Source organism: Peribacillus sp. NPDC097295, from assembly GCF_044761665.1.
In the GTDB taxonomy this organism is placed as follows: domain Bacteria; phylum Bacillota; class Bacilli; order Bacillales; family DSM-1321; genus Peribacillus.
This window is the reverse complement of sequence record NZ_JBIWCW010000005.1, coordinates 165160-192109: the sequence shown is the minus strand read 5'-3', so window position 1 is coordinate 192109 and position 26950 is coordinate 165160. Positions and strand designations below refer to the sequence as shown.

25 protein-coding genes are annotated in these 26950 nt (G+C 42.4%); 15 read left to right on the top strand and 10 right to left on the bottom strand.

Translation table 11 applies throughout. The features are described from left to right. Positions 1-61: 61 nt before the first annotated feature. Both mreBH and ACIQXN_RS11645 read right to left on the bottom strand, forming a co-directional pair. A complete protein-coding gene (gene mreBH / locus ACIQXN_RS11650; protein WP_402966462.1) occupies positions 62-1069 on the bottom strand; it encodes a rod-share determining protein MreBH in 1008 nt (335 codons plus the stop codon). Positions 1070-1156: 87 nt separating this feature from the next. Beyond that, positions 1157-2413 (bottom strand): MDR family MFS transporter, encoded by a 1257-nt coding sequence (locus ACIQXN_RS11645; protein ID WP_402966460.1) that lies wholly within the window; start codon positions 2411-2413, stop codon positions 1157-1159. Between the two features lie 133 nt (positions 2414-2546). Here ACIQXN_RS11645 and ACIQXN_RS11640 point away from each other — a divergent pair, with 133 nt between their 5' ends. The 5 genes from ACIQXN_RS11640 to ACIQXN_RS11620 all read left to right on the top strand — a co-directional run bounded on the left by ACIQXN_RS11640 (position 2547) and on the right by ACIQXN_RS11620 (position 7226). Continuing rightward, positions 2547-3635, top strand: a complete 1089-nt coding sequence (locus ACIQXN_RS11640) for an AbrB family transcriptional regulator (RefSeq protein ID WP_402966458.1) — start codon at positions 2547-2549, stop codon at positions 3633-3635. Between the two features lie 317 nt (positions 3636-3952). Next, a complete protein-coding gene (locus ACIQXN_RS11635; RefSeq protein WP_402966456.1) occupies positions 3953-4294 on the top strand; it encodes a hypothetical protein in 342 nt (113 codons plus the stop codon). Between the two features lie 1064 nt (positions 4295-5358). Then, a complete protein-coding gene (motA, locus tag ACIQXN_RS11630; RefSeq protein ID WP_402966454.1) occupies positions 5359-6150 on the top strand; it encodes a flagellar motor stator protein MotA in 792 nt (263 codons plus the stop codon). Beyond that, positions 6143-6898: a flagellar motor protein MotB gene (gene motB, locus ACIQXN_RS11625; protein WP_402966452.1), complete on the top strand. Its 756-nt coding sequence runs from the start codon at positions 6143-6145 to the stop codon at positions 6896-6898. The genes motA and motB overlap by 8 nt, the downstream gene beginning before the upstream one ends. A 46-nt stretch (positions 6899-6944) precedes the next feature. Beyond that, a complete protein-coding gene (locus ACIQXN_RS11620) occupies positions 6945-7226 on the top strand; it encodes a late competence development ComFB family protein (protein ID WP_402966450.1) in 282 nt (93 codons plus the stop codon). Between the two features lie 776 nt (positions 7227-8002). Here ACIQXN_RS11620 and ACIQXN_RS11615 read toward each other — a convergent pair. Continuing rightward, positions 8003-8410: a hypothetical protein gene (locus ACIQXN_RS11615; protein WP_402966448.1), complete on the bottom strand. Its 408-nt coding sequence runs from the start codon at positions 8408-8410 to the stop codon at positions 8003-8005. A gap of 369 nt (positions 8411-8779) precedes the next feature. On the opposite strand from ACIQXN_RS11615, the gene ACIQXN_RS11610 reads away from it, so the two are divergent. The 3 genes from ACIQXN_RS11610 to map all read left to right on the top strand — a co-directional run bounded on the left by ACIQXN_RS11610 (position 8780) and on the right by map (position 11977). Further along, positions 8780-10480 (top strand): methyl-accepting chemotaxis protein, encoded by a 1701-nt coding sequence (locus ACIQXN_RS11610; RefSeq protein WP_402966446.1) that lies wholly within the window; start codon positions 8780-8782, stop codon positions 10478-10480. Between the two features lie 122 nt (positions 10481-10602). After that, entirely contained in the window at positions 10603-11118 is a 516-nt protein-coding gene (locus ACIQXN_RS11605) for a type 1 glutamine amidotransferase domain-containing protein (protein WP_402966443.1), read from the top strand. 112 nt (positions 11119-11230) lie between these two features. Then, positions 11231-11977: a type I methionyl aminopeptidase gene (gene map, locus ACIQXN_RS11600; protein WP_402966441.1), complete on the top strand. Its 747-nt coding sequence runs from the start codon at positions 11231-11233 to the stop codon at positions 11975-11977. Positions 11978-12035: 58 nt separating this feature from the next. Here the strand turns inward: map and mobB are convergent, their stop codons facing one another. The 3 genes from mobB to ACIQXN_RS11585 form a co-directional block, all read right to left on the bottom strand. Beyond that, complete coding sequence (gene mobB / locus ACIQXN_RS11595) at positions 12036-12557, bottom strand: molybdopterin-guanine dinucleotide biosynthesis protein B (RefSeq protein ID WP_402966664.1); 522 nt, start codon at positions 12555-12557, stop codon at positions 12036-12038. Further along, positions 12554-13819: a molybdopterin molybdotransferase MoeA gene (locus ACIQXN_RS11590; RefSeq protein ID WP_402966439.1), complete on the bottom strand. Its 1266-nt coding sequence runs from the start codon at positions 13817-13819 to the stop codon at positions 12554-12556. Before ACIQXN_RS11590 ends, mobB begins: the two co-directional genes overlap by 4 nt. A 97-nt stretch (positions 13820-13916) precedes the next feature. Then, a complete protein-coding gene (locus ACIQXN_RS11585) occupies positions 13917-14141 on the bottom strand; it encodes a DUF1128 domain-containing protein (RefSeq protein WP_402966437.1) in 225 nt (74 codons plus the stop codon). A gap of 209 nt (positions 14142-14350) precedes the next feature. On the opposite strand from ACIQXN_RS11585, the gene ACIQXN_RS11580 reads away from it, so the two are divergent. After that, positions 14351-14764, top strand: a complete 414-nt coding sequence (locus ACIQXN_RS11580; protein ID WP_402966435.1) for a YtxH domain-containing protein — start codon at positions 14351-14353, stop codon at positions 14762-14764. A 16-nt stretch (positions 14765-14780) separates the two neighbouring features. Then, positions 14781-15617 carry a YihY/virulence factor BrkB family protein gene (locus tag ACIQXN_RS11575; RefSeq protein ID WP_402966433.1) on the top strand — a complete coding sequence of 279 codons (837 nt, stop codon included), beginning with the start codon at positions 14781-14783 and terminating at the stop codon, positions 15615-15617. Between the two features lie 338 nt (positions 15618-15955). Here the strand turns inward: ACIQXN_RS11575 and ACIQXN_RS11570 are convergent, their stop codons facing one another. Both ACIQXN_RS11570 and ACIQXN_RS11565 read right to left on the bottom strand, forming a co-directional pair. Further along, complete coding sequence (locus ACIQXN_RS11570; protein ID WP_402966431.1) at positions 15956-17878, bottom strand: heavy metal translocating P-type ATPase; 1923 nt, start codon at positions 17876-17878, stop codon at positions 15956-15958. 328 nt (positions 17879-18206) lie between these two features. Further along, positions 18207-19373 (bottom strand): MFS transporter, encoded by a 1167-nt coding sequence (locus tag ACIQXN_RS11565; RefSeq protein WP_402966429.1) that lies wholly within the window; start codon positions 19371-19373, stop codon positions 18207-18209. A gap of 193 nt (positions 19374-19566) precedes the next feature. Here ACIQXN_RS11565 and cax point away from each other — a divergent pair, with 193 nt between their 5' ends. Beyond that, positions 19567-20631, top strand: coding sequence for a calcium/proton exchanger (gene cax, locus ACIQXN_RS11560; protein ID WP_402966427.1), 1065 nt, complete (start codon positions 19567-19569; stop codon positions 20629-20631). 734 nt (positions 20632-21365) lie between these two features. Continuing rightward, positions 21366-22169, top strand: a complete 804-nt coding sequence (locus ACIQXN_RS11555) for a YfkD famly protein (RefSeq protein ID WP_402966425.1) — start codon at positions 21366-21368, stop codon at positions 22167-22169. A gap of 34 nt (positions 22170-22203) precedes the next feature. On the opposite strand, the gene yfkAB is transcribed toward ACIQXN_RS11555, so the two are convergent. Continuing rightward, on the bottom strand, positions 22204-23322 hold the full coding sequence (yfkAB, locus tag ACIQXN_RS11550; protein WP_402966662.1) for a radical SAM/CxCxxxxC motif protein YfkAB: 1119 nt from the start codon (positions 23320-23322) through the stop codon (positions 22204-22206). A 158-nt stretch (positions 23323-23480) separates the two neighbouring features. Between yfkAB and ACIQXN_RS11545 the strand changes: the two genes are divergently transcribed. Next, a complete protein-coding gene (locus ACIQXN_RS11545; RefSeq protein WP_402966423.1) occupies positions 23481-23669 on the top strand; it encodes an SE1561 family protein in 189 nt (62 codons plus the stop codon). A gap of 207 nt (positions 23670-23876) precedes the next feature. Continuing rightward, positions 23877-25445, top strand: coding sequence for a fumarate hydratase (locus ACIQXN_RS11540; RefSeq protein WP_402966421.1), 1569 nt, complete (start codon positions 23877-23879; stop codon positions 25443-25445). 47 nt (positions 25446-25492) lie between these two features. Here ACIQXN_RS11540 and ACIQXN_RS11535 read toward each other — a convergent pair whose 3' ends face one another. Beyond that, positions 25493-25741, bottom strand: coding sequence for a hypothetical protein (locus ACIQXN_RS11535; protein ID WP_402966419.1), 249 nt, complete (start codon positions 25739-25741; stop codon positions 25493-25495). A 311-nt stretch (positions 25742-26052) separates the two neighbouring features. Between ACIQXN_RS11535 and pdaA the strand changes: the two genes are divergently transcribed. Then, positions 26053-26829, top strand: coding sequence for a delta-lactam-biosynthetic de-N-acetylase (gene pdaA, locus ACIQXN_RS11530; protein WP_402966660.1), 777 nt, complete (start codon positions 26053-26055; stop codon positions 26827-26829). Positions 26830-26950: the final 121 nt, after the last annotated feature.

Sequence of the window (26950 nt, the reverse complement as noted above, 5' to 3'; positions counted from 1 at the left end):
TGAATTCCATTTCAGACATGAAAAAAAGGAACCCATATAAGGATTCCCTTTTTCCAAACCTTCAATAAACGGCTTTTTGTAATTTGGTTATGATTGCGAGTGAACGGCCTGTACCAATGGCAACGGACTCAAGTGGGCTATCCGCAAGTTCGACAGGTACGATAAGTTCTTTCATCAACCAATCTTGGACTCCGTTAAGGAGCGCCCCGCCACCGGAAAGGACGACGCCCTGGTCGACAATGTCCCCACTTAATTCAGGCGGGCAGTCTTCCAAAGTGGAACGGATGGCTTCAAGAATATGTAGCAATGATTCTTGAATGGCTTCTTGAACATCCGTGGATGAAATTGTAATCGGCTTCGGAAGGCCGGTGACAAGGTCGCGCCCCCTGACTTCCATGGTCAATGGAGAATGGTCGATGAGTGCGTAGCCGATTTCCATTTTTATTAGTTCGGCTGTCCGTTCCCCAATCAAAACGTTATGTTTTTTTCTTACATATTGACAGATATCTTCATCCAATTGGTCGCCGCCAATACGGATGGAGTTACATGAAACGACTCCACCATACGATATGATGGCAACTTCTGTGGTACCACCACCAATGTCCACGATGACATTCGCCGTGGGTTCTTCTACAGGCAATCCAGCGCCTATGGCTGCGGCTACAGGTTCTTCGATAAGATGGACTTGTTTGGCCCCGCAACTTCTAACCGCATCCTGGATGGCCCTTCTTTCAACGGATGTAGAACCGGATGGTGTACATACGACCACGTTCGGTTTACGGATCGTGAAGCCCATCTCTTTGCTTACCTTTTTCATGATTTCCTTAAGCATTTGTGCAGTCACGTCAAAATCAGCAATAACCCCGTCCTTCAATGGTCGGGTGGCCACAATATGACCAGGAGTTTTCCCAATCATATTCTTCGCTTCCAGACCGACTGCCAATACTTTATGAGTCACTATATCAATGGCCACGACTGATGGCTCATTAAATATGATTCCTTTATTTTTACTGTACACTAGTGTATTTGCCGTTCCTAAGTCTATACCTATTTCTGTATTTGATAACATCTAGTCACCCCTCCATAAGAGTTTTGACCCCTATATAATGATTCTACCTCTTATGGTAGGTTTATGGGGGTAGGAAATCGAGTAAAATTATGGAATGTCGACTTTCGCCTTATCATACAGGGAAAACATGACGAAATATAAAATGGCACTCATGATGGCGAGAAGGCTAATCATCGCGAATGTCCCCGTATATCCAATCCAACCGGTCATGGGGATGGAGAGGGGCGCCAGCATTCTACCAATGGTGAAACGCAAGCTTGAAGCCGCAAAATATTGGCCACGCATATGTGCTGGAGCCAGCTTTGAGACAAAACCTTGCTGAATGCCGGCCGTTAAAAGCTCTGCGATGGAAAATAGGGCAATGGCGATGAATAATCCCCAGACCCATTGGGTCGCACCAAATAGAATCATCGAAAAACCGTAAATCAGAGAAGAGAGGATGAATACATTTCTCTCTTTGTACATGGCGGCCCATTTCGTAACGGTGATGGTTAAAAGGGCCACGAACAATCCATTTTCAGCAAGCAAAAATCCGAAAATTTGTTCCTCCTGTAAGGTGAACGAAAATATGGACTGTGGGTCGACCATCTCATTAATATAGACGGGAAACAATAAATCCAGCTGCATGAACGTTTGGTAGACCAGGACCCCAGCGATGATGAAAAGAAGAAAGACCTTATCTCGGAAAATGATTTGATAGTCTCGTAGTTGATTCAGCAAAACAGAGAATCCACTTATCCTGTTTCCTTTTGCCTTTAGCTTTTTAGCTAGAGGAGCGGTTTCACTGACCCATGCTTGCAGGATGACCCCTAGCAGGATATTAATGATGGCAGCAAGGGCCAACAGTTCGAAGCGGTGGGTTGCATAAAAAATCCCCCCAAGGATCGGGCCTATGACCACGGCGATGTTGATGGAGGTATAAAAAACGGCGAAAACGCCACTGCGGTCTTTTTCCGGAATCACATCCGCGACCATGGCCTGACTGGCAGGATTATAAAAGGCACTGAATATACTCACTGCAGTGAAACTGATAAATCCGATGATTGGCGAATCAAGCCAAGGAGAGCTGGCCCATGCAAAGAATATGTACGCAAACCCTTGGCCAAAGGTGGAAAGGACCATCATCCGTTTCCTTCCGAATCGATCGGCACAATATCCCCCGAATAAATTGGCTACAACGGCAAAGAATTGCGAGAAAATGAGTAGCAATCCAGCGGTTGTTTTCCCAAACGATTCGGTAAAATAAATCGCAAGGAATGGGAAAAACATCCAAAATGATATATTGACGACAGATTCACCGGCAAGCCGAATCTTTAAGTTAGTATCCCAATCTCGTAAACGCATAGTAAATTCCCATACTTTCAGTTATTCCCTCATCATAATCAAAGATTGAAGGGAAGACAAGGCGGGGATAAGTTAGCAGGAATTAGTTATGGTAAGATATAAGTGGAATTTTAAAGGTAAGAAGGTTATTAATTTGAAAACATTCATATCGGATCATAAGAGTTTAAGAATGGGTTTTACCGCCCTATTAGCTTTCCTAGGGGGATACCTGTTCGAGATACTCGGCATCTATTTACCATGGATGCTCGGACCGTTATTCGTGGTGATGATTGCTAAAATCAAATGGGGACCTTCGATGTTGTGGTCCAAAACACTTAGAAGTACCGGCCTGATCATCCTCGGTTTGCAGCTTGGAAGTTCCTTCACGAAACAATCCTTGCATGAGATGACCGAGTATTTACCCGTCATGCTGTTTACAACGGTGGTCCTAATCTTGTTCACGGTGCTAACGGGTTTGTTCATTGGTAAGCGATTGAAACTAACGATGAGCACCTCGCTTCTTGGTAGTTTTCCGGGCGGCTTGTCCCAGATGGTGATCCTGAGTGAGGAAATCAAAGATAGTGATGAAACGGTTGTGGGTTTCATGCAGACGCTTCGGGTCATCCTCGTCATATCGATGGTTCCCTGGATCGTCACTCATGTGATGTCCGTTGATTCTGAAGCAACGGACATCATGACTAAAGGGACTTTCTTTTTGTTTGATTATGAATGGACCTTGGCTATTCTTCTGATTGCAGCATTGTTCTTATTCATCTTCATTGCCAGAAAGATTCACTTTCCGCTTCCTTTTCTATTAGGCCCGCTCATCGCTGCGGCCCTGTTCAATTTGACAGGATCTGAGGCACCACAAATCCCAGGCTTCTGGTTGAACCTATCACAGCTTTTGATTGGTGCCCATCTAGGCTACACACTAAAGGTCGATAACCCAAGGCTTTTCAGGAAGATGTTCGCCGTTGTATTGGTAAGTAATGTCTTGCTCATTGGTTTTTGTTATTATTTAGCGATCCACTTTTCCCCCATCCTTTCCCTTCCGGAAAGCGAATTGTTTTTAAGCATGGCACCCGGCGGAGTGGCGGAAATGGCGGTCACGGCCATGTCGGTTTCTGTCGATGTTTCCGTGGTCACAAGCTTTCATTTATTCAGGATTTTATTCATCTTATTTTTAGTCTCGCCCCTCATCAAAGTGCTGGATAGCAGAAAGGACATGGGGAGAAGAGGATGAAGAAATAGAGAAGAAAGACGCCGATTGGCGGTCCTTTTAGACTGTAGACAAACTCGATGAAAAATGTGTTTGTCAATTAGAACGTTGATTTCCACTTCAGGCACTCGCTTTCCGCGGGCGGTCGGGGAGCCTCCTTGGCTTCGCCTGCGGTGTCTCCCCTAGACGCGCATTACCCGCAGGAGTCTCGTACTTTTGGTTCCAATCCACTTTGCATGATCATCAAGTAAAATCTATATATTCGAAGCGTAAAGAAACGATTGAGTATGTTTCGCGGTCAAAAGAGTATGGGGTGGATTAATTTAAGGGACTTTTAAAACATGCGATGCCCTTTTGTCGACAAACTGGAAGGACGCCGATTGGCGATCCTTTTATGTTGTAGTGAAAAAATGACTTGCCTTACGAATATGACAATCTACTTTTATCATACCTTTAGACAAAAGATGAAGGTATGTGATCATGTGAAGAGGAAAAACCAAATTGTGTTTTACACGGTTAAAGGATCAACGATCAAGAACTTCTTGATCATTGATATGATAATGGGTACAGGAATATATTATGTGGTCAAAATGATTTCTACAAGCGTGTTAATGGGGATGATAGGGAGTTATGTTGGATCGGAGGGGATTAAAAGGATACCTAAGTTCGCTAAAAATAAATGAACGTAGAAAACCATTAAGCTACCATTTGGTAGCTTTTTCAATGGTCTTTATTTCTGGAAACTAGTGATTTCCCCCTTAAATAGCAACGTTAAATATAAAACTTACATGTTTTGTCCGATTCAACCCTCGTAAGAAATTCTTCTTATTTCCTTGTTTTTTTATATGTATCCCTTATTCAACTAAGGCAAGGTTAGTAGAATAAGGGAATTGACTCTTTCATGTCGCGTTTTAAACATTATTTGACAAGATAAAAACTCTTTTAGCTCTTATCTTGTCAAAAAAATTGTCGTATTTTTACTTCTTGTTCTTCTTCTTATCCTTCTTATCTTTATCCTGCGTATTAAAGAAACATTTTTCACATAGAACAATAATCTCTTTCTCTTTGTTTTTTTTGTTTTGACCCACTACAATCCCTCCTATCTTCGGTTCCCTATCATATTATTAAGGAAGGACAAGTTTTGCCACTCTGCTTTATAGATAAAACAATCAATTTTGAACTTAGGAGAGTGAAAATAGGCTATATAAGTCCATCTATATGTAAAAAGACTCCTTATCTGACATACATATTTTGAATTTTTGTAAGATGAATTTGGATACGTAAATATCGGAATTACCCTTAATAATTAAACTAACTAACATTAAGACCACACTTATTAAAATGCATAAGCTAAGTTTAAAGACCTTTGTTTTTGAAAAACTAGTGAAATTAATGGTGTATCTTACCCCTTAAATTGCATGTAAGTCTATAGTTAACCCCCCCCTGGGATTTTCCAGGGACCCGTCTCTCGTGTGAGAAATCATATAGAACTAACATATTTTGGCGAAATAATGCCTAATTATAAATCCTCTTGGATGTTTCATATTTCCTTTTTGTGATATTTTCCCCTATCTTGTCGAAATATACGATAGAATGGTTGCTGTATAAGGATGAAAAAAGGAAGACTTTGTGAAAAAAGATAGACTTTTTATATTCAATCTATTGGAATAGTAAAATAATCCTCATTTTTTCCGAAATTTATCCGATATAAGGAGCAGACAAGATTATATATGAATGGGTGAGTATGATGGATATAACATCGGTTGTAGGTATAGTTTTAGGTATTGTCGCTATTTTAGTGGGAATGGTGATGAAAGGTGTCAGTGTAAGCGCGTTGGTCAACCCGGCAGCCATCCTGATAATCATTGTAGGAACAGTGGCTGCTGTTGTAACGGCTTTTCCTTTATCTGAATTGAAAAGATTGCCAAAAATATTAAAGATTTTATTTCTTCAACAAAAGTTGGCGAAACCTGAAGAATTGATTAAAACATTTTCCGAATGGGCGGTCATCGCGAGGAAAGAAGGATTATTGGCCTTGGAAACCATTTCGGATCAGGTGGACAACACTTTCTTAAAAAATGGTTTGAACCTTGCAGTGGAGGGTCAAAGTGCTGATTATATCCGCGATATCTTGGCTGAGGAAATAGACGCGATGGAAGAACGTCATCAAAGTGGAGCCGCCATTTTTAGCCAAGCCGGCACCTATGCGCCTACGCTTGGGGTATTGGGTGCGGTTATCGGGCTGATTGCGGCACTGGGGAACATGGCTGACACCGAGGCGTTGGGGCATGCCATATCTGCCGCCTTCGTCGCGACCCTTATGGGGATTTATACAGGGTATGTATTATGGCATCCATTTGCGAATAAGCTGAAACGGAAATCGCAACAGGAGGTCCGCATTAAAGAAATGATGATCGAAGGGATTCTATCGATCATTGAAGGGGAAGCACCACGAACGATTGAACAAAAATTAACATCCTATTTGCCTGCTGAAGATCGTAAAAAGTGGTTAGAAGGCGATGTGAGAGAAGATGGCTAGGCGGAAAAAGAAACAAAAGCATGATGAACATATTGATGAATCTTGGTTGGTCCCCTATGCGGATATCCTGACTCTGCTTCTTGCTCTTTTCATCGTTCTGTTTGCGTCCAGTTCGGTGGATGCCGTCAAATTCCAACAATTGTCCAACGTGTTTAATCAAGTGTTTACGAGCGGAACGGGATTCATGGAGTATCCGAGTGACTCGCCTAGTGATAATCCTACGTCCCCAGAACAGATGACAGGCATCAAAGGGACGAAGGGGCAGGGCAAAAGCGAGGAACAACAGCTATCAGAGGTACAGGAACGAGTAAATGAATATATCCAGAAAAATGATTTAGTGAACGAACTGGATACGAACCTTACCGATGAAGGGTTAATGATATCCATCAGGGACAATGTCCTGTTTGAATCGGGCGTCTCGGAAGTAAGAACGGAAGATCGCAGGATAGCCAAGGAGATATCGAGTCTTCTGGTTATGGACTTGCCTCGTAGCATAGTCATAAGCGGCCACACGGACAACGTTCCCATCAAGACATATCGATATGATTCCAACTGGGATTTGAGTGTCATGCGTGCAGTGAATTTCATGAAGCTTCTTCTGGATAATACGAAATTGGATCCTGAAATGTTCAGCGCCAAAGGCTTTGGGGAATTCAAGCCTCTCGCGTCTAATAAAACAGCAGAAGGTCGAGCTAAAAATCGGCGCGTTGAAATATTGATCGTTCCACGGACACCGATAAATGAGTGAAAAATCTGTCGGAATGGACAGGTTTTTCGTTACCGAAGGAGTTTATATGGAAAGAGAATATACAAATGTCATGGAAGAGATTGTAGTGACATGGGTGCAGATTTTAATGTCCGGAACGGATTATCAAACGTTTTGTCCATGTAATAAATGCAAGAATGACATCATCACGCTTTCCTTGAATACCCTTCCTACTTATTACGTAACAACGGAAGAAGGAAGGGAAATCGTATTCGGAAAGTTAAATACGGAAGAAAACAGAAAATGGATCAATAAGAGGATCATCAGTGCGATTCATGTGGTAGGCAAATACCCGAAGCATGAACTATAAGCAATAAATAAGATAAGAGTTTAGTGACTCTTATCTTAGACTGTAGACAAACTCGATGAAAAATGTGTTTGTCAATGTGAACGTTGATTTCCACTTCAGGCACTCGCTTTCCGCGGGCGGTCGGGGAGCCTCCTCGGCTTCGCCTGCAGTGTCTCCCCTAGACGCGCATTTCCCGCAGGAGTCTCGTACCTTCCGTTCCAATCAACTTTGCATTATCATCAAGTAAAATCTATATATTAGAAGTGTTTCGCGGGCAAAAGAGTATAGGTTGGATGATTAATCTAAGGGAATTTTTTAAAAAAGGGCGATGCTCTTTTGTCGACAAACTGTGATAAGAGTTTAGTGACTCTTATTTTTTTTTGCCTTCTGAGACCACGATGAACTTTTATCATAGCAAGTTGCTGTTTGTATTACATTCATCTTCGACCCGCCAAGTAACCTTTAGGACGATGCTCTTAGGGGCATTACTACAACATTACGATTTGAATAAAATATAACAGGTGGATGGACAAGTGTAGATGCCTACTTATCTTTTAAAAATACTAAACTTACCTATGGTCAGGACGATGAGACTAGATATAGTGGCTGTACCCTTGGAGAATATAGAGGCCAAAATAGAACTAAATCTGTAGGTGCGTCGTTTACGGAAACAGTTCCTTCGAGTTGGGTTATAATTACAAATACTTTATTTTAAGCATAGTCTTTACTTTTAAAAATAATAAAATAGATGCACTGTTATCAATTTACTACGGGACATCTATTTTAATTTATATATATTAATTCGGTTTATGCTCTAATTTGAATTCTTCTTTCCTCCCATTCCATTCTACATTAAACAGTATATCTTCATCGGGTTTTGTATGGCATTCGCATTCTTTGCCTCCACCTTCCCATATCCCATCTATTAGTTCTACATTTGCTTCAAGGGTACCTATTTGATAATGAACTTTTTTGGGAACGGGATCTTTACCAATATATCTAATAATATGAGATGCACTTTCTACATTTTCAACTGATTGATCAAATGTTATTTCTGCCTCCCAATTTTCATTTTCTCCTTCAAATACTAAATATACTTCATCCTTTACTTCATTTTCGTCAAAATTATCATTTTCGTCTACATCTTTTGAACAAGCAATTAAAAATACTGATATCAAGAATAATATGCAAAATATTTTTTTCAAATTAGTTCAACACCTTTCAATAGTCTATATGAAAAATATACATTATTTGTCTTTCGTTAACGTTAATATAGGGATTTTTTTTAAAAAAACCGAGATGTTAGCATATAGTCATGATTAAAGTTGTTGTCATTCATATATATGTCACGGTTGTAGTCAAGAAAGCGGATTTCAATGTCTAAAAAAAGAACATTTTCCGACTTTTATCGTGGGAATTCTTGTAATATCAACAACTTTATGAATGTGGGATTGATTCCGGTTCTTTGCCTTCAGTAGGAGGGAAACTCTACCGATATACCTCAAAAGGAGCAATCGAGGAATGGATTGTCGATATCCCTTTTTTAAAGGAAATGGTGATAAGGGGGAAAAGGGATGAAGGTTTTTGGAAGATTAAAGATTACTCAAAAGGTCAATTTGCTTGTGGTCGGTTTGTTATTGTTAATGGGAATCGCCTTTTTAGGGATTATCCGGTTTGAAGTTTCCAGCGCTTTTAAAACATCAGCAGTCAAAGCCGCTGATTCGAATATGAAGCTAGGTTATGCATATGTGAACATGAAATATCCAGGAGACTGGGGGATGGTCGATGGTGAATTGTATAAAGGCGAAGCCAAAATTAGTGGCAATGAAGAGTTAGTGGATTCGCTTGCTGAGTTGTCAGATGGGAGCATCACCATTTTTGGGGGAAATACACGTGTTGCGACAACGATAGTAAATGATGACGGAAAACGGGCTGTCGGCTCCAAGGTCCAAGCGCAAGTAAGGAAAAAGGTCTTGGGTCAAGGGGAAAACTATCATGGGGAATCCCAAGTAGGAAATGAAAAATTTTATGGGATGTATGAACCAATAAAGAATGCGGAAGGAGAGAGTATAGGTATATTTTACATAGGGAATTCCCAGAAAAATGTGTATGCGGCTTTGGGGAAAATCACGTTAGCTTCAACCATCGCCTTTGTCGTTATATTTTTGATTTCTATTGGAGTAGTTTGGGTGTTTACAAAGGGGCTCAAAAAACGGCTCGGAAACTTGGGAAATGCGATGGATCGGGCTGGCAAGGGGGATTTCACGTTTGCAATTGACGACATGAAAGGTGATGAAATCTCTTTTCTAGGAAAAAACTACGCAGATATGCGTGGGAACTTATCGACTTTAATTGGTTCGGTGCGGGATATGAGCGATCAGGTGGCGGCTGCGTCACAACAGCTTCATGCAAGTTCCGATGAAACGGGCAAGGCGGCAGATAGCATTGCCTATTGTGTGCAGGAGGTTGCTGCGTCTACGGATACCCAGTCGGACTTTTCACAGGTATTGGAACGGAATATTCAAAGAATCCTTAAGGATGTGACATCCATTACTCACTATACGGAATCCGTGAAGAATTCCTCTGTAAAACATGCGGAGGAAGCATTGAATGGAGAAGCAATCATTCAAAAAACAGTGAAGCAGGTGGGCGTCATCAATCAAACGAACCAATCCACTTCCGAAACAATTAACCACCTTGGAACGAAATCGAAGAAAATCGGAGACATCATAAATATCATTACGGGTATTAGTGATCAAACCAATCTCCTCGCGTTAAATGCCGCAATAGAGGCCGCGCGTGCAGGAGAACATGGAAAAGGTTTTGCAATCGTAGCGGATGAGGTGAAAAAGTTGGCCGAGCAGTCCAATAAGTCGGCTAATGATATTAAGTTACTGGTAGAAGATATTCAGAGGGGCATAGAAGAATCGATTCTCTCTATGGGGAATGGTCGCGAAGCCATCCTACAAGGAATTGAATATTCCTCACAGGCTGGTGATTCTTTTGGGGTAATCCGTTCGTCCATACAGGAAGTTACCGTGGATATCGAAAAAATATCGGCATCCTTAAAAAATGTCCAGGGTGGAACAAATGAGATGGCTGAAGTAATTCAGTCAACGGTATCCATGATCCATGAAACTTCAGATGCTGCACAATCCGTCGCCGCTTCAGCGGAAGAGCAAAATGCAGCAATGGAAGAAATTAATGCATCGGCACATCATTTAAGTGCCTTATCTGAAAAAATGACAGGTACAGTCGGAAGGTTCATCGTTTAAAGAAAGTCTGTTTCAAGAATCATGTATGGAGAATCGGATTGAACGTTTCAAGCTTGTCCTCCCGGGGAATATAAATAAAGTACAGTAAGTTCATTCGATCAAAATTGAGGAGATGAATTTTTATGAGTAAAAAAATCGCATGTGTAGTAACAGATATGGTTGAAGATTCGGAATACAGTGAACCGGTGAAGGCCTTTAAGGAAGCGGGTCACACGGTTACGACGATTGAAATGGAAAAAGGAAAAACGGTCAATGGGAAACAAGGCGACGTTGAAATTACAATCGATGAAAGCATCGATTCTGTGAAAGCGGAGGATTTCGATGCCTTGCTCATCCCGGGTGGATTCTCTCCGGATATCTTACGGGCGGACGAACGCTTCGTAACGTTCACGAAGGCATTCATGGACGCCAAGAAACCTGTGTTTGCCATCTGTCATGGACCACAGCTGTTAATTACAGCCAAAGCCCTTGAAGGACGCCATGCAACAGGATATACATCGATTAAGGTCGATATGGAATATGCAGGGGCAACTTACTTGGACGAAGAAGTCGTCGTTTGTGGCGATCAACTTGTGACAAGCAGAACTCCTGATGATCTTCCAGCCTTTAATCGAGAATCACTCAAGTTATTGAAATAATAAAAAAATCCCGGCGGCTGCCGGGATTTTTTTATTTATAAGGTTTTTGGATTCATATACTTCTATCTTTGCAGTAATATATAAGAAGAAAAGAAAAAAGGAAGTGTAACGATTGATAGTCATAAAGTCTGAACGTGAAATTCAAGCGATGCATGAATCAGGGAAGATTTTAGCCGCTTGTCATAGGGAGATTGCCAAACTGATCGCACCTGGTGTGACAACATGGGAAATTGAAGAATTTGTAGACGAATTCTTAAAGAAACATGGCGCTAAGCCCGAACAAAAGGGTTACAAGGGATATGAATATGTAACATGTGCAAGCATTAACGAAGAAATCTGCCATGGCTTTCCTCGTAAGACGCCATTGAAAAATGGTGATATCGTCACGATTGATATGGTCGTTAATTATAATGGTGCCCTATCGGATTCAGCATGGACGTACAAAGTCGGCAAAGTATCCAAGGAGACGGAACATTTAGTTCATGTAACGAAGGAATCGCTATATAAAGCCATTGAAGTGTGTGTTGTGGGCAATCGTATTGGGGATATTGGTCATACCATCCAATCTTATGTGGAGGCGGAAGGTTTCTCGGTGGTTCGTGATTTCATCGGCCACGGAATCGGAAGTGTCATCCATGAAGAGCCTCAAGTCCCTCATTATGGCTTGCCACATAAAGGGCCACGCCTAAAGGAAGGCATGGTATTCACGATTGAACCGATGGTAAACGTAGGTACATATAAAGCAACCAGAGATCCTAATGGATGGACGGCTTCGACGGCTGATGGGAAATACTCAGCACAGTTTGAGCATACGATTGCCATCACAAAAAATGGTCCATTGATTTTGACGGAACAATAATAATCATCGAAGAAAAGAGGCATCCCTCATTTTATAGGATGCCTCTTTATTTTTATTTCTAAAGTTGATCTTGATTGAACTTATGGATAAACCACTCAATGAAATCATCGGAATCCAGTGGGAACACGGGAACTTCAGCGTGCTCTCTCGCTTGTTCAAGACAGGTGGGCCACGCCACCACTGCTTGAATGTTGTTAAGCCGTTTCAGTAATTCAAAATCACTATTCTCTTTAATGAGGATGACCTTCGGAAAGTTCTCCCGTTTATACCCTTCAATCAGAATTACGTCGGGGTGGAACATCCCCAATAACCGAAGCAGATCAGGAAGAGTGGCACCGGATTTGAAATTCCCCAGCAATTCGATGGAGCCGTCACCTTCAACGAGTGAAGCAGCCGCTCCCGCTTGGAAATGTTTCGTAGAGTCTTTCTTCAGGTCGGTGTCCGGTTTACCGCCATGCCCATGATGTTTCAGGACGGCGGTCTCCAGCTTTTCTTCCTTAAGATTCCGGATGAGTTTCGTGATGAAAGTCGTTTTCCCTCTATTTTGGTAGCCGACTATTTGAAATATGAACGGTGTCACCAAGGCCAAATTGATCCTTCTTGATCATCCAGAAGAAACACATCCACGCTATCACCGGTTTTGAATCCACGTGTTCCCCCAGGGAGTACTGTAAGCGAATTCGCGCCTGCCAAGCTTGTGGTGATATTGGATTTGTCGACGCCGCTAGGAACGACGCGAAGCTGTCCGGATTCATAAAACAACCGTGTGCGCAGTAGTCGGGTGAACGGGTTCGGCTTTAAGAAATCTTCAGCAAGGACCGCTTGTTCTTTTCGTAAATGAGGCTGTTCTGAAAACAGCATGGTACGGATGATAGGCCGGGCAAACAATTCAAAACCAACATAGCTCGCGGAAGGATTACCAGATAAGCCGAATAAGAACTTGTTCTGATAAACGGCGACTGTCGTCACGCTTCCAGGGCGCATGGCCACTTTATTGAATAGGACGTCAGCACCGAGTTTTTGGTAGATGTCAGGAAGAAGGTCAAAGTCACCGACAGACACACCGCCCGTTGTAATTAAGAGATCGACCTCTTCCAAGGCTGCAGATATGGCATTATAGCTGACATCAAACTCATCCATGAGCTTCCCATAAAAACGAACGTCTCCACCAGCTCTATGGATTTGAGCGGAGATGGCATGAGAGTTGCTATTCCGGATTTTTCCCGGTTGCAGTGGCTCGTTGACATCAAGAAGTTCAGATCCTGTTGCAAACAAACCAACGACGGGTTTTTTAGCGACAGGCACTTCGGCATACCCGAATGTAGCAAGTAAACCAATGATGCCAGGATTGATCATCGTGCCTTTTTTGACGAGGATGTCGCCTTTTTTTGCGTCTTCTCCTTTAAAGGATACATTTTCTCCTTGCTTAAGGGACCGTTTGAAAGAGATATATTTCTTCCCATCCTTTTCGAATTCTTTCGTTAGCTCAAGCATGATGACGGCATCACATTCTTCTGGCATCTGGGCGCCAGTCATGATGCGTGCCACTTGGTTTTTCTTTACCGGACGGGTAGAGACCATCCCGGCAGCCAGTTCTTCAATGACCTCGAATTCCAGCGGATTATCAAGGGAGCCTTCCGCTGTATCCGCGGCTCTGAGCGCAAAACCATCGTACGGTGAGCGATTGAAGTGTGGAACATCATTAGTTGCGATGATATCTTTCGCTAAAAAGCGATAGTGGCAGTCCTCAAGAGGGACCATTTCTATTTGTCCCTTCAATGCATGCTTCATTATTTTTTCTAGGGCTTCACCCAGCTTGATGGGTGTTCTTCTTTCTACCATGCCTACAACTCCTATCTGAATGATGACTATGTACTCTTTTTTTACAGTATAGCAAAAAAACAAAAAAATCCTCACATGGTAGGGAGGATTTCAGGAATTACTTATTGCGTAATTTTCCAAGTTCTTCTGCAATGGCTTCCATTTCACGGACACTGAAATTCGTCTTCTTCATGACCAAATTATAAATATCATGAAGTTCTTCATACATTTCGATATCGAAATGGGTCGATTTGATTGCGCCAAAGTTCATCACTTTTAATTTGTCTTTGATTGCTTCGACCATATACTCGACGCTCTCTGCTGAATTCTGTGATAAATCCAATTCTCTCATCCTCTCATACATTTCTAAATTATTTTTATCTTTGCATGATTGCACATAGAAGTCAATGGTAATTGATTCGGACAAACTGGATGAGATCCTATTTTAAAGCGTTTTAAAGGGCTCCTGTTTGGGAAAAGATAAAAAAACTAGGTAGTTAAATAGTATAATGAGAATACACAATCAATAAAATATACCGAGGAGGAGAATATATGAGTAATGTTCGAGAAGAATATAGAAGTGAAAAGAATGGCGAAAAGAAAAGTAAATTCATGAAGGCTGTATTGATCGGCGCTTTGACAGGGGCAGCTGTAAGCCTTTTTGATAAAAATACAAGAAAAACAGTGATTGCCAATGGTAAAGATGGATGGACATACATGAAGGACCTTATCCAAAACCCAACTAACATATTAGAGCAAGTACAGGAAACATCTTCTGAATTCCGTTCCACTGTTGAGAAGATTTCCAATGATGTTTCGTTCATCTCTAAAAGGGTGGAAGAGATGAAGAGCATTCCAACTCAGGTTGCGAACGTAGTCATGGAAACGAAAGAAGCCTTCGCTTCAGAAGTCATGCCAACGACGGTTGATCATCAAGGTTCTGAGAAACGCAATCCCCTAAATTAGGAATTGAGGTGAAGGGATGGCCAATGAAAAGGAATGGCTGACATGGTCTTTTTACAGCAAGTTTATCAAACAACTCCAGATTGATGAGGTAACGGGGCTTGCTGCTCAGCTGTCCTTTTACTTTTTGCTTTCCCTGTTTCCGTTACTAATTTTCCTTTTTACTTTATTGGCCTATCTCCCATATACTCAAGCGGATATCCTGAATCTGGTGCGTTCCTACATGCCCGACGATTCCATGGCGGTTATTGAGGATACCTTGGGAGATGTGATGCAAACAAACGGCACTTTGCTGTCGTTTGGTATCATCGGGACGATTTGGTCGGCTTCGAATGGGATGAATGCCATTATTAAAGCCTTTAATCATGCATATGGTGTGAAAGAAAACCGTCCCTTTTATATTGCCCGGGGAATGTCGATTATTCTCACTTTTGCCATGATATTTGTTTTTATTGTCGCACTTTTGCTTCCTGTGTTTGGAAAGCAAATCGGTGTCTTCTTATTTGACGAAATGGGGCTGTCCGAGGAGTTTTTGTCGATTTGGAATAACCTTCGCTGGGTGATCAGCACAATTGTATTATTCATTGTCTTCACCATGTTATATTGGTTAGCTCCTAACAAGCGATTGAAATGTCTGACGGTTCTTCCCGGGGCCATTTTCACGACCTTTGGCTGGGCCCTCGTTTCTTTATTGTTTTCTTACTATGTAGACAACTTTGGCAATTATACCGCTACATACGGCAGTCTCGGTGGGATTATCGTACTAATGATCTGGTTTTACTTATCCGGACTCATCATCATCGTCGGTGGGGAGATCAATGCTTTCTTGAGCAATAAGGATCCAGCATGTGATTGACCTTCGCGTGAAAAGCTTATTCAATGTTCAGAGGGTTTTTATTGGACTTTGGGCCGGATAATTCAACGGTGAGCATGATTATTTCAACATTCAACCCAGGTATTCCGACGGACAGCCATCTCCGGCAATACTTACCGTACTAGCTAATGTCCCATCGACACACACTATCCAAGAACCATCATTCTTGCAAGTGGGGAGGGATTCTTTCATGAGTAAGAAAGGGAAGCACAAAGGTAAAAAAGGTGACCATAAAACATCAGGTTCCGCTAATGGAAAGAATGGTTATCATTAATGTCAACCATATAGAAAAAGGGAGCCTTTGTCGGGCTCCCTTTTTGTTAGTTCCTTAGTAATCGCAAGCTGTTTAGAATGACGAGTATCGTACTTCCTTCATGACCGATGACGCCAAATGGTAGGTCAAGGAATTGCAGGAAGTTGGATAAAATCAAAATCATGATCACAGAAATCGAGAAAATGACGTTTTGTTTGATGATGCGATTCATTTTTTTGGATAACTTAACGGCTTCGGCAATACGAGGTAGATCGTTCTTCATCAAGACGACATCCGCCGTTTCCAAGGCAACGTCCGTGCCTTCACCCATGGCGATACCGACAGAGGCCGTTGCCAGGGCAGGTGCATCGTTAATTCCATCGCCTACCATCGCTACCGTACCGTATTGGTCTTTAAGTTTTTTCACTTCATCCACTTTTGTTTCAGGTAGGCATTCGGCTATATACGCATCGATATGGCTTTCCGATGCAATGGCTTTTGCCGTATTTTGACTATCTCCCGTTAACATGACGGTATGGATGCCTTCTTGCTTCAAGGCTTCAATCGCTTTGATTGTTTCTTCACGGACCACATCTTTCAATGTGAGAATGCCGGCAATCCCTTTATCGTCACGTGCGTAGACAACCGTTTTTCCCTCTTCTGCCAATGTAAGCGCAATTCCATTATGGAATCGTTCGGCTTCACTGCGGCCGACGAAATCAGCTTTACCGACTTGCCAAAGGACTCCGTTGAAATACGCTTGCACGCCGTTACCAGAGATATCTTCCATGTCCTCGGGTTTCATGATGTCTCTATCCATTTTCGTTTTAGCATAGCGGACAATGGAAGTTGCCAGCGGATGGTTCGAATAATTCTCAACCGATGCAATATGGAAGAGGAAATCTTCTTCGTTCAAATCTTCACGGATGATGACATCCGTCACTTCGGGTTTCCCTTTTGTTAAGGTTCCTGTTTTATCAAAGGCAATGGCCTTCAGGTTACCAAGGTTTTCAAGGTGGACCCCGCCTTTAAACAAGATGCCATGACGTGCGCCATTTGAAATGGCGGAAAGCGTGGCCGGCATGATGGAGGCAACCAAGGCACAAGGAGAAGCTACAACAAGTAAAATCATGGCCCGGTAAAAGGTTTCAGTCCAGTTCCAGCCCAATGCAAAATGTGGAACGAACATCATCAAGGCTACGACAGTCAATACGATTTTTACATATTTCCCTTCAAATTGTTCAATGAATAGCTGGGATGGGGATTTTTCACTTTGGGCCGATTGAACAAGCGTGATGATTTTTTGAAAAAGGGTTTCGCTTGTTGGCTTTGTAATTTCCACGTTGATTGTTCCGCGCAGGTTGACCGTACCGGCGAACACTTCATCGTCGATGGATTTACTGACAGGAAAGGATTCCCCTGTGATGGCCGCTTCGTCAATATTCGTGCGTCCCTCCGTGATTTTTCCGTCTGATGGGACTCTTTCACCTGGTTTGACCAAAATCGTGTCACCGACAACCAATTTGGAAACGGAGACGACTTCTTCATAGCCATTAGTGATACGAAGCGCTTCTTCCGGTTGCAAGTCCATAAGGGCCGAGATTTCTTTATGACTTTTATTCATGGTGTAGGTTTCAAGCGCTCCGCTTAAGGCAAAGATGAAGATTAAAATCGCACCTTCTGTCCAGTACCCAATAATGGCGGAGCCGATCGCTGCAAAAATCATCAACATTTCCACGTTCAGTTCTTTATCCGCAATCGTATCTTCAATGCCTTCTTTTGCTTTGGCATATCCCCCGATAACAAAGGAGGCTAGATAGATGATGACGGAAGGTGTCTCCATCCCATTTTTGGCGAGCAACCAACCTACTACTATCAATACACCACTTAATAGAGCGGCAATAAGTTCAAGATGTGGCTTTGTCTTCTCAAGCCACGGGGTACTGCATTCAGCTGGCTGTTGTGCTAATTGTTTAGTGTCTGTTGTCATTTTGTTCCTCCCGTATTCTTCTCTCTTTTAATCGTAACTGATATTAATTATCATTTACAAGATGGCTAATTGAGAAAGATAATCAACGTCTTTTCTCTGGTGGGTATTTAGAATCAAACATTGAATAAGCATAAAATCAACGTTTTCCAAGTGTTTTGTTAAATCTGTTTCATATGGTAGTTTTATATTAACACATCTATCAGAGAAAAATAAAGAAGAATGATTCTAATCTAGGAGAAAATATAAATCACCAGAAAAGTTATTTATAGGATATGTAAAGCAAAGAAGCTTGAATAATATATGGAAGAATCATGATACTACAGAACAATTAGACTCCGACAGCTGGCTTATTTTTTTTGAAAAAAATCAGGGCAAAGAAGATAAGCAACAGCATGCTGCCGATCAGATAGAAAAAGCTTCCGCCTTGTAAGTATTCAATCGCCAATCCACCGATATAGGGCCCGGCGATGCTGCCCACGCTATAGAAAATGCTGCATAATAAATTCCCTGCCGGCATAAGATTTCGAGGCAGGATATCAGCCATATAGCTGATGCCGAGAGAAAAGGTCGACCCTACCATCATTCCGCCAAGTAAGAAGCAGATAAACAGGCCGCTGACTAAGGGAGAAAGGAATCCCGCTGCGGTAAAGATGATGGACCCTGAAAAAATGATGATCAGCAAGATATTCCTCCTGCCGTAACGGTCGCTAAGGATGCCTATCGGGATTTGTGTAAGCAATGTACCAGCAGAAAATGCAGGGATGATGACCGATACGGCAGTCAGGTCGATGCCGGAACGCAACGCAAAAACAGGGAAGTTGCTATTAAGAGATGCTTCAAGCACGCCAAAGGTGAATGGTAGTAAAAAGGCAACCCAGGCGATCCGGCTCACTTTAGCGAATCGCTTAAGCGTATCGATAAATGATGTGCTTTCAGGATCATCTTGTTCTGGAAACTCATTTTTAATCAGGAATACAGTCAGCCAGGTAAGTAGGCTGAGAATGGAAGTGATGATGAAGGGCAAAGATTGATTCACATCAAGCAGTTTTGTCATTAACGGTCCAATCATGAAACCTAGGCTGAAAAACAAGCCATATATGGCAATATTCCTACCCCTTTTTGCTAAAGGGGAGATGGCCGTAATCCATGTCTGGGTTGCGAAGTGTAGCGTATGATCGCCAATTCCGATGAAAAAGCGCAACACGAACCAAAACCAGAATGACTTCCAAAGCGGAAATAGGGCAAGCGAAAGAACCACGGTTAATCCGCCAAACAGAATCAATGGTTTATAACCGAATTTACGGAGAGGCGCTTCCATAAAAGGAGAAATTAAAAGAATGCCAATATAAAGGGAAGCGGCATGCAATCCGTTTAATGATGAGCTGAGTCCATCGTTTTCAAAAATGACGGCGATGATTGGGAGGAGCATGCCTTGAGAAAAACCGGATATGCCGACCATAACGATTAATACAGGGATAAGCAACTTTTGATTCATGATTTTTCGTCTCCTATTTTTTGTATACCTAGTTGATGTTACATGCATGGAAGAGGATTAAGCAATAGAAGATTGGGTAAATAATGACATGGAAAGGTTTTTTTAAGAAAATTATCTTTTTCATTTCAAGAAAGATAGGTATGATTAATTTTGCTACATATAAAAATGAATATTGAAAAGTGAGGGGAAATTTGTGGATAAAATATTTTTGGGGCTCGTCGTATTAGGGGTTCCTCTATCGTTCATTGGTTCATTTCTCCATTGGCCGAGTGTCGCGATGTTTATCATTTATTGTTTAACGATTGTTGCGCTCGCGGGCTTCATGGGCCGGGCAACGGAAAGCCTAGCAATCGTGATGGGACCAAGGATCGGCGGTTTATTGAACGCTACCTTTGGTAATGCCGTTGAATTGATCATTTCGATTTTCTCAATAAAAGCTGGGCTGATTGGCGTCGTATTAGCCTCTTTGACAGGATCGGTTATAGGAAATTTATTGCTGGTCGCTGGATTATCTTTCTTTATCGGGGGGACGAAATACAAGCGTCAGAAATTCAATGTTTATGATGCAAGACATAACGCCGGATTATTGATTTTTGCCGTCGTTGTAGCCTTTGTTATCCCTGAAGTGTTCTCTCAGAATATGGGTGAATCTAGCACGATGTCGTTAAGTGTCGGAATTTCCATTATCTTAATCTTATTATACTTAGCTGCCTTGTTCTTTAAATTAGTGACACACCGAGGGGTATACCAGCCTTCTGAAAAAGGCGTCGGAGAAGAGGCGCACGAAGAGGAAATACCAGAATGGAACAAGAAAAAGGCGATTACGGTACTTGCCTTGGCTACACTAGCTGTTGCTTTCGTTTCGGAAAAACTGGTACATACGTTCAGTGAAGTCGGTGAAACCTTCGGGTGGTCGGAGTTGTTCATCGGGGTCATTATCGTGGCCATCGTAGGGAATGCTGCTGAGCATGCTTCCGCCATCATCATGGCCTACAAGAACAAGATGGATGTCGCCGTCGAAATCGCTGTCGGCTCCACCTTACAAGTAGCGATGTTCGTCGCACCGGTTCTTGTGTTGATCTCGCTAATGTTCTCAACGAATATGCCACTTGTCTTCACACTGCCAGAGTTGATTTCGATGGTCACGGCCGTTCTATTGATGATCATGATTTCGAATGATGGGGAGACGAACTGGTTTGAAGGGCTTACGCTATTGGCCGCCTATTTCATAATGGGAATCGGTTTTTATCTATTGTAAAGGCTCTTTCCGCAAATTTTGTTGCTATTTAAACAAGTATTGCGAGTGGTTGATTTCCGCTCCAGTTGCTCGCTTTCCGCGGGTGGGCGGTGAGCCTCCTCGGCGTAAAAGCCTGTGGGGTCTCACCTGTCCCACTGCTCCCGCAGGAGTCTCGCACTTGTGCTCCAATCAACCATATGAAGTTTTTCAATATACACCGTGTGATAAACAACAATCTATTAGAAAATAGCCATTGTAAAAGAAGGGCCTTCCGAATTCGGGAGGTCTTTAACTATATAGGCATACAATAGGCATACAAAAATGACTCTGCTGTGATTAAAGACGTAGCAGAGTCATTTTTATATAGGTATAGTACAATCCATAGATTCATCCAAAATTTTCATCATGCTTCTGTTAAAGTAAAAAGATACTTCTGTTAAAGTGGTGAAATATTCTAGAGGGTTACACCGTCCTTTCGCATAGTGAATTTAAGTAGTGGCGAATACGTTTTCTGTCATCCTTTGAAAGGGTGTCGTAGATTGATCGATAAGCATACCTCCTGAATGGTATTAGGTATGAACGTTTTCGCCTCCTTTTTATAAGGTAAGTTAAGTATACTTCATCTTTAAAGAAAAGTAAATATTCTGAACTTTACAAATATGTTACAAAATAGACTTCTACCCGACATGTATAGAATGTCGAATAGATACAAAATCTATAAACAAAAGATGGAACCCTTTAAAGGAGACGACAGCATGAGACGACTTATTCTTATCACATTGATTACATTAGTTGCTTTCATTCAGACGAATGTAAATGTGGATGCAGAAGACAAACAAACCCGGAACAAAGTGAATATCCCACCTTCCGTTTTAAATGTTGCCAAGGAAAATACCTATCCTAATCCGACTCAAGATCTGCCTATGCTGCAAGCAAGCAAATTTGCCCAACAATTGATTGATTCATCGGATACAAAAATTGAAAATCCAGAACTCATTCATATGCTGAATGAATCAGCGATTGCAAAAGCGCCACTTGCCTTTGGATATAGGGCGACCATTTACCTTGGTCATTGGGCGTTGAATTATGAGTCGTTAGAGACGTCCCCCAATTGGGAGTATCAAAAGATCAACACGAATTACTATGATAACCGCGGTGGCGAAGCTCCCTACCGAATCCGTTATGTACAAGAAAGTCAGAAGGAAGTAAGCGGGGGCTTAACCGCAAAAATTCCAAAGTCGGAAGATGTCCAAAAAATGATGCTGTTAAAGGCAACGGAAAAGACCAATTTGCCGCTTGCATTTAAGACAATCGTCGGAGCAGGGACCAAAAAGGATGAAGTATATAATATTGCTTCAAATCGAATTGGTTACTTATCCGCTTATGCATCAGCCGTAAATGAAAAAGGGAAAGTCACCTATGGGGAAGTATATTTGAACTTGAAGGGAAATAAGCGCGAGATTGTGATTAAAAACATCACTTCGCAAGGCATCGGGGCTTGGATACCCGTACAGGATCATATTTCCTTTAGCTTTACAGTTACACAGCAGCCAAGATAAAAATAAAACTCGCCGATTTGGCGAGTTTTTAATTTTATATAAAAGACTTTCTCGTTTTGAAGTCTTCTTTTGGATAGTAAGCATTTTTAACAAGGACGTTAGGTCCCAGGCATTTTACGCTTGAGCAGTGGCAATTCAGCTCATTGGCCAGTTTCGAATTCATCCATGTTTCATAGGATTCAGTCAGGGGCTGATCCTGAATGTTACCGAGTGTTGGCGCGTCCCCAAAATCGGTGACGATGACTTCTCCGGTAAAGATGTTGACGTTCAGGCGTGAGCGTCCATCCGGGTCATTCCGAACTGTCACTTTTTTTGTACTGTAAAGGCGTTGCAGAAGTTCCAGGTCTTCGGGATGGGAGTTACAAGGGTAGAAAGGTAGCGTGCCGAACAGCATCCAAACATTATCATCCCGGATATCAAGCAGGTGATGAATGGCTTCGCGCATTTTATCCAGCGGTAATGTTTCAAGGGCCGAAGCAAAATCACTAGGGTACATCGGATGGATTTCATGGCGCTGACAGCCCATTTCCTCGACAATCTGTTTATGGATATGCTCGAGATGGGGCAATGTGCTTTTGTTCAGCATCGTTTCTGCCGAAACCAGCACGCCCGCTTTTGTCAGGGCACGAGAATTTTCGATCATTTTATCAAATAACTTCTTCCGTTGCTCACGGGTCGGTTTTCGGTCCATCATGGCAAAGCCGACATCAATGAATTCATCAATCGTTCCCCAGTTATGGGAAATATGTAGAACATCCAAATAAGGGATGATTTCCTCATACCTTTCCAGGTCCAAGGTCAAGTTGGAATTCATCTGGGTACGGACTCCACGGGTGCGTGCATATTTCAATAGAGGCAACACATAATTTTTCACTTGTTTTTTTGAAAGCATCGGTTCGCCGCCAGTTATGCTTAGCGAGCGGAGCGAAGGGATTTCGTCAAGGCGCTGAATCAACAATTCCAAAGGAAGGGCATTGGGATCTTTCGGCTGCAGTGTGTAACCGACTGCACAATGTGCACAACGCATGTTGCATAGGGTGGTGGTTGTGAATTCCACATTGGTAAGAGTGAGCTTCCCGTATTGATCAACGTCCATATATGCTTCCCAAGGATCATGCTTGGGAGTGATAGGTGTTAAGAGATCTTGCTTCATTATGGACATGTTTAAAACTCCTTACGTAATAATGCACTAACCCATTATGAACAATGGGGACAAAAATTGTCAAATGGCGAACCCCGTACAATAGCTTGCCATTGCACTTTGAATCATTTTTGGTTACGATGGAAGGAAGAACAGAAGGAGAGTGCCTCATGGGAAAATCAATTACAGATAAAAACGACCAATTATCCTATCTTAAGGAACGCCTAACGATCTTCATGGAGGTTCTTGATCATATCGAACCCGAAAGTACAGAACTGGAAGACATCGACCGTCTAATCGGCATGCTAGATGATCTTGAAGATAAAGTAGTACAATTCAAAACTCGTTCAGAAGAATAATACCTGTACGATACTATGATTTTTTTAATAGGAATATGCTCAAAAGGGATGACGGGAAAACGTCATCCCTTTTTATATGCCAATATTTATGAAGATAATGAATTACTTGTTTTCGAAAGATTATGGAAGATGTATAATAAGACGGGTGTCAAATCGTGACAACTTTTGTCGTGATATATCAAGGGGATTAAGAGGGGGAAGAGAAATTTGGATATTCAAAAATTCCAAGAAAGCATGTACAGTCTTATCGTTGAAACTTCAACGAATCTTCCAAAGGATGTTCGTCGTGCGGTCAAGAGCGCGAAACAACGTGAGAATGCAGGTACGCGATCAGCATTGAGCCTGGCGACCATCACGAACAATATTACAATGGCTGACGACAATGTATCGCCGATTTGCCAAGATACAGGTCTGCCTACTTTCAAAATTAAAACTCCTGTTGGCGTAAACCAACTTGAAATAAAAGAAGCAATCCGCAATGCCATGATTTTAGCGACAAAGGGCGGCAAGCTTCGTCCGAATGCCGTCGATTCTTTGACAGGCAAAAACAGTGGGGATAACCTTGGGGAAGGTCTTCCTGTCATGAAATTCGATCAATGGGAAAAAGATTACATTGATGTGCGCTTGATCCTTAAAGGTGGCGGCTGCGAAAATAAAAATATTCAATACAGCCTACCAATGGAGCTTGAAGGATTAGGGAAAGCGGGCCGCGACTTGGACGGAATCCGTAAATGCATCCTTCATTCTGTTTACCAAGCGCAAGGTCAAGGCTGTAGTGCCGGGTTCATCGGTGTCGGTATCGGGGGAGACCGTTCTTCCGGATATGACTTGGCAAAAGCACAACTTTTCCGCAGCAATGAAGATGTGAATCCGAATGAGGATCTTCGCAAGCTGGAAGAGTATATTATGGAAAAAGCAAATGAGCTTGGAATCGGAACGATGGGCTTCGGCGGTGAAACGACATTGCTTGGCTGTAAAATTGGCGTCATGCACCGTATCCCTGCAAGTTTCTTCGTATCCGTTGCTTACAACTGTTGGGCTTTCCGCCGTCTAGGCGTGAAAGTGAACCCAGAAACGGGTGCAATCAACGAATGGTTGTATCAAGAAGGCGAGAAAATCGACTTCGCTCGTGAAGCTGAAAAAGCGGCGAAAGAAGAAGTGGCCGTATCTATAGAAGATGATGTGGAAGCACCGCGTGAAATTACGCTTCAAGCACCAATCACAGAAGAGCAAATCCGCGCGCTTCAAGTCGGCGATGTCGTACATATCAACGGCAGAATGTACACTGGCCGTGACGCCATCCATAAGCACTTATCTGAAAATCCATCACCAATCGACCTCGATGGACAGATCATCTACCATTGCGGACCGGTTATGCTGAAGGACGAAGAAGGCAAATGGCACGTGAAGGCAGCTGGACCGACAACAAGCATCCGTGAAGAACCTTATCAAGGTGATATCATGAAACGTTTCGGTATCCGCGCAGTCATCGGTAAAGGCGGAATGGGTCCTAAAACGCTAGAAGCCTTGAGCGAACATGGTGGCGTGTACCTGAACGCAATCGGTGGAGCCGCTCAATACTATGCAGATTGCATTAAATCCGTCGAAGGCGTGAATTTCACGGAATTCGGCATTCCAGAAGCGATGTGGCACCTGAACGTCGAAGGTTTCACGGCTGTCGTGACGATGGATTCACACGGAAACAGCCTACACAAAGATGTTCAACAGTCTTCATTGGACAAACTGGCTCAATTCAAAGAACCCGTTTTCAACTAAATCATAGAAAAAGACGCTCACCAATTCGGTCGAGCGTCTTCTTTATGTTACTTTTCCTTATTGGGGAAAGATTCCGATTCAAGGTCTGGTTCAGAGGAAGATTCCGAACCTGTTTCAGGTGATTCCATATCAGGTAAAGACTCAGGTTCCGGTTCCGGCACTGATTCTGGCTCTGGAAACGGATCAATTCGCGAAATATCACTAGAATCAAAACCGCTCCTCACAAAATAAATAAACACCCCAGCACCAAGCGCAAGACAACCGATAAACCCCATTGTAATCAACCAATCAAGCATGACATACGCCCCCTTTTCTTATGTATATGAAAAAAAAGGCCATTATTACCTGAAAAAAGTACAATCTATCGGTGCAGGGAAGTTTTTTCCCCGTTTTGCTTGGATCCAGTTATAATTCGACCGTTACGGGTGATATTTCAACATTTGGATCGATAATTCAACATTCAGGAGATTATTTCAACATATACAGCGATAATTCAACATTCGGCCAATAAAAATTGAAACTCGACCAAAAGCAAAAGCGTGCATATAAATCTCATCGTTTCAAACACTAAGAAAAAGGAATATGGGGGACGAATTCAATGAAAAAGATGGCGATGATGTCGGCTATTCTCTGTTTACTCTGGTCTTTCACGAGTCCGGCTTTTGCAGAGTCCTATAATTGGGGCTTCAATAAAGGGAAAAACGGAACTCCGGCGGATGCGGGTAAGAATTTTAATGAGATGCTGCCTAAATATGAAGCGATTTATAAAGGAGATACCTCGAAAAAGGATATTTACCTAACGTTCGATAATGGCTATGAAAATGGCTATACGGCGCGGATTTTAGATGTGCTCAAAAAACATAAAGCACCGGGGGCCTTTTTCGTCACCGGTCATTATTTAAAGACGGCGCCTGAACTTGTCGTAAGGATGGCGAATGAAGGCCATATTGTCGGAAACCATTCCTGGAATCATCCGGACATGACGAGCGTGACAGACGGAGTCATCCGTACCGAGTTACTTCGGGTCAAGGATGCGACGGAAAAATTGACGGGGCAAAAAGGGATGAATTATTTGCGACCGCCGCGTGGTGTTTTTAATGAACGAACCATGAAGATTGCCCAACAAGAAGGATATTATCATATCTTTTGGTCACTTGCTTATAAGGACTGGGTCGTGGATCAACAGCGTGGAGCGGCTTTCGCCCATGATGAAGTGATGAGACAAATCCATCCGGGGGCGATTTTACTGCTGCATACCGTTTCAAAAGATAATGCCGAGGCACTCGATTCGATTCTCACGGATCTTGAGAAACAAGGCTACTCATTCAAAAGTCTGGATGATTTAATGATCGAAAAACAACTGCCGAACCGGATGTTGTATTAACATGAAAGGCGGAACCTGACAAGAAAAATCAGGTTCCGCTTTTTGCCATTATCCTCATTTACAAGTAATATTTTCGGAAACATGCTATAATACCTGGAAAACTGCTAAAGGATGGATCGCT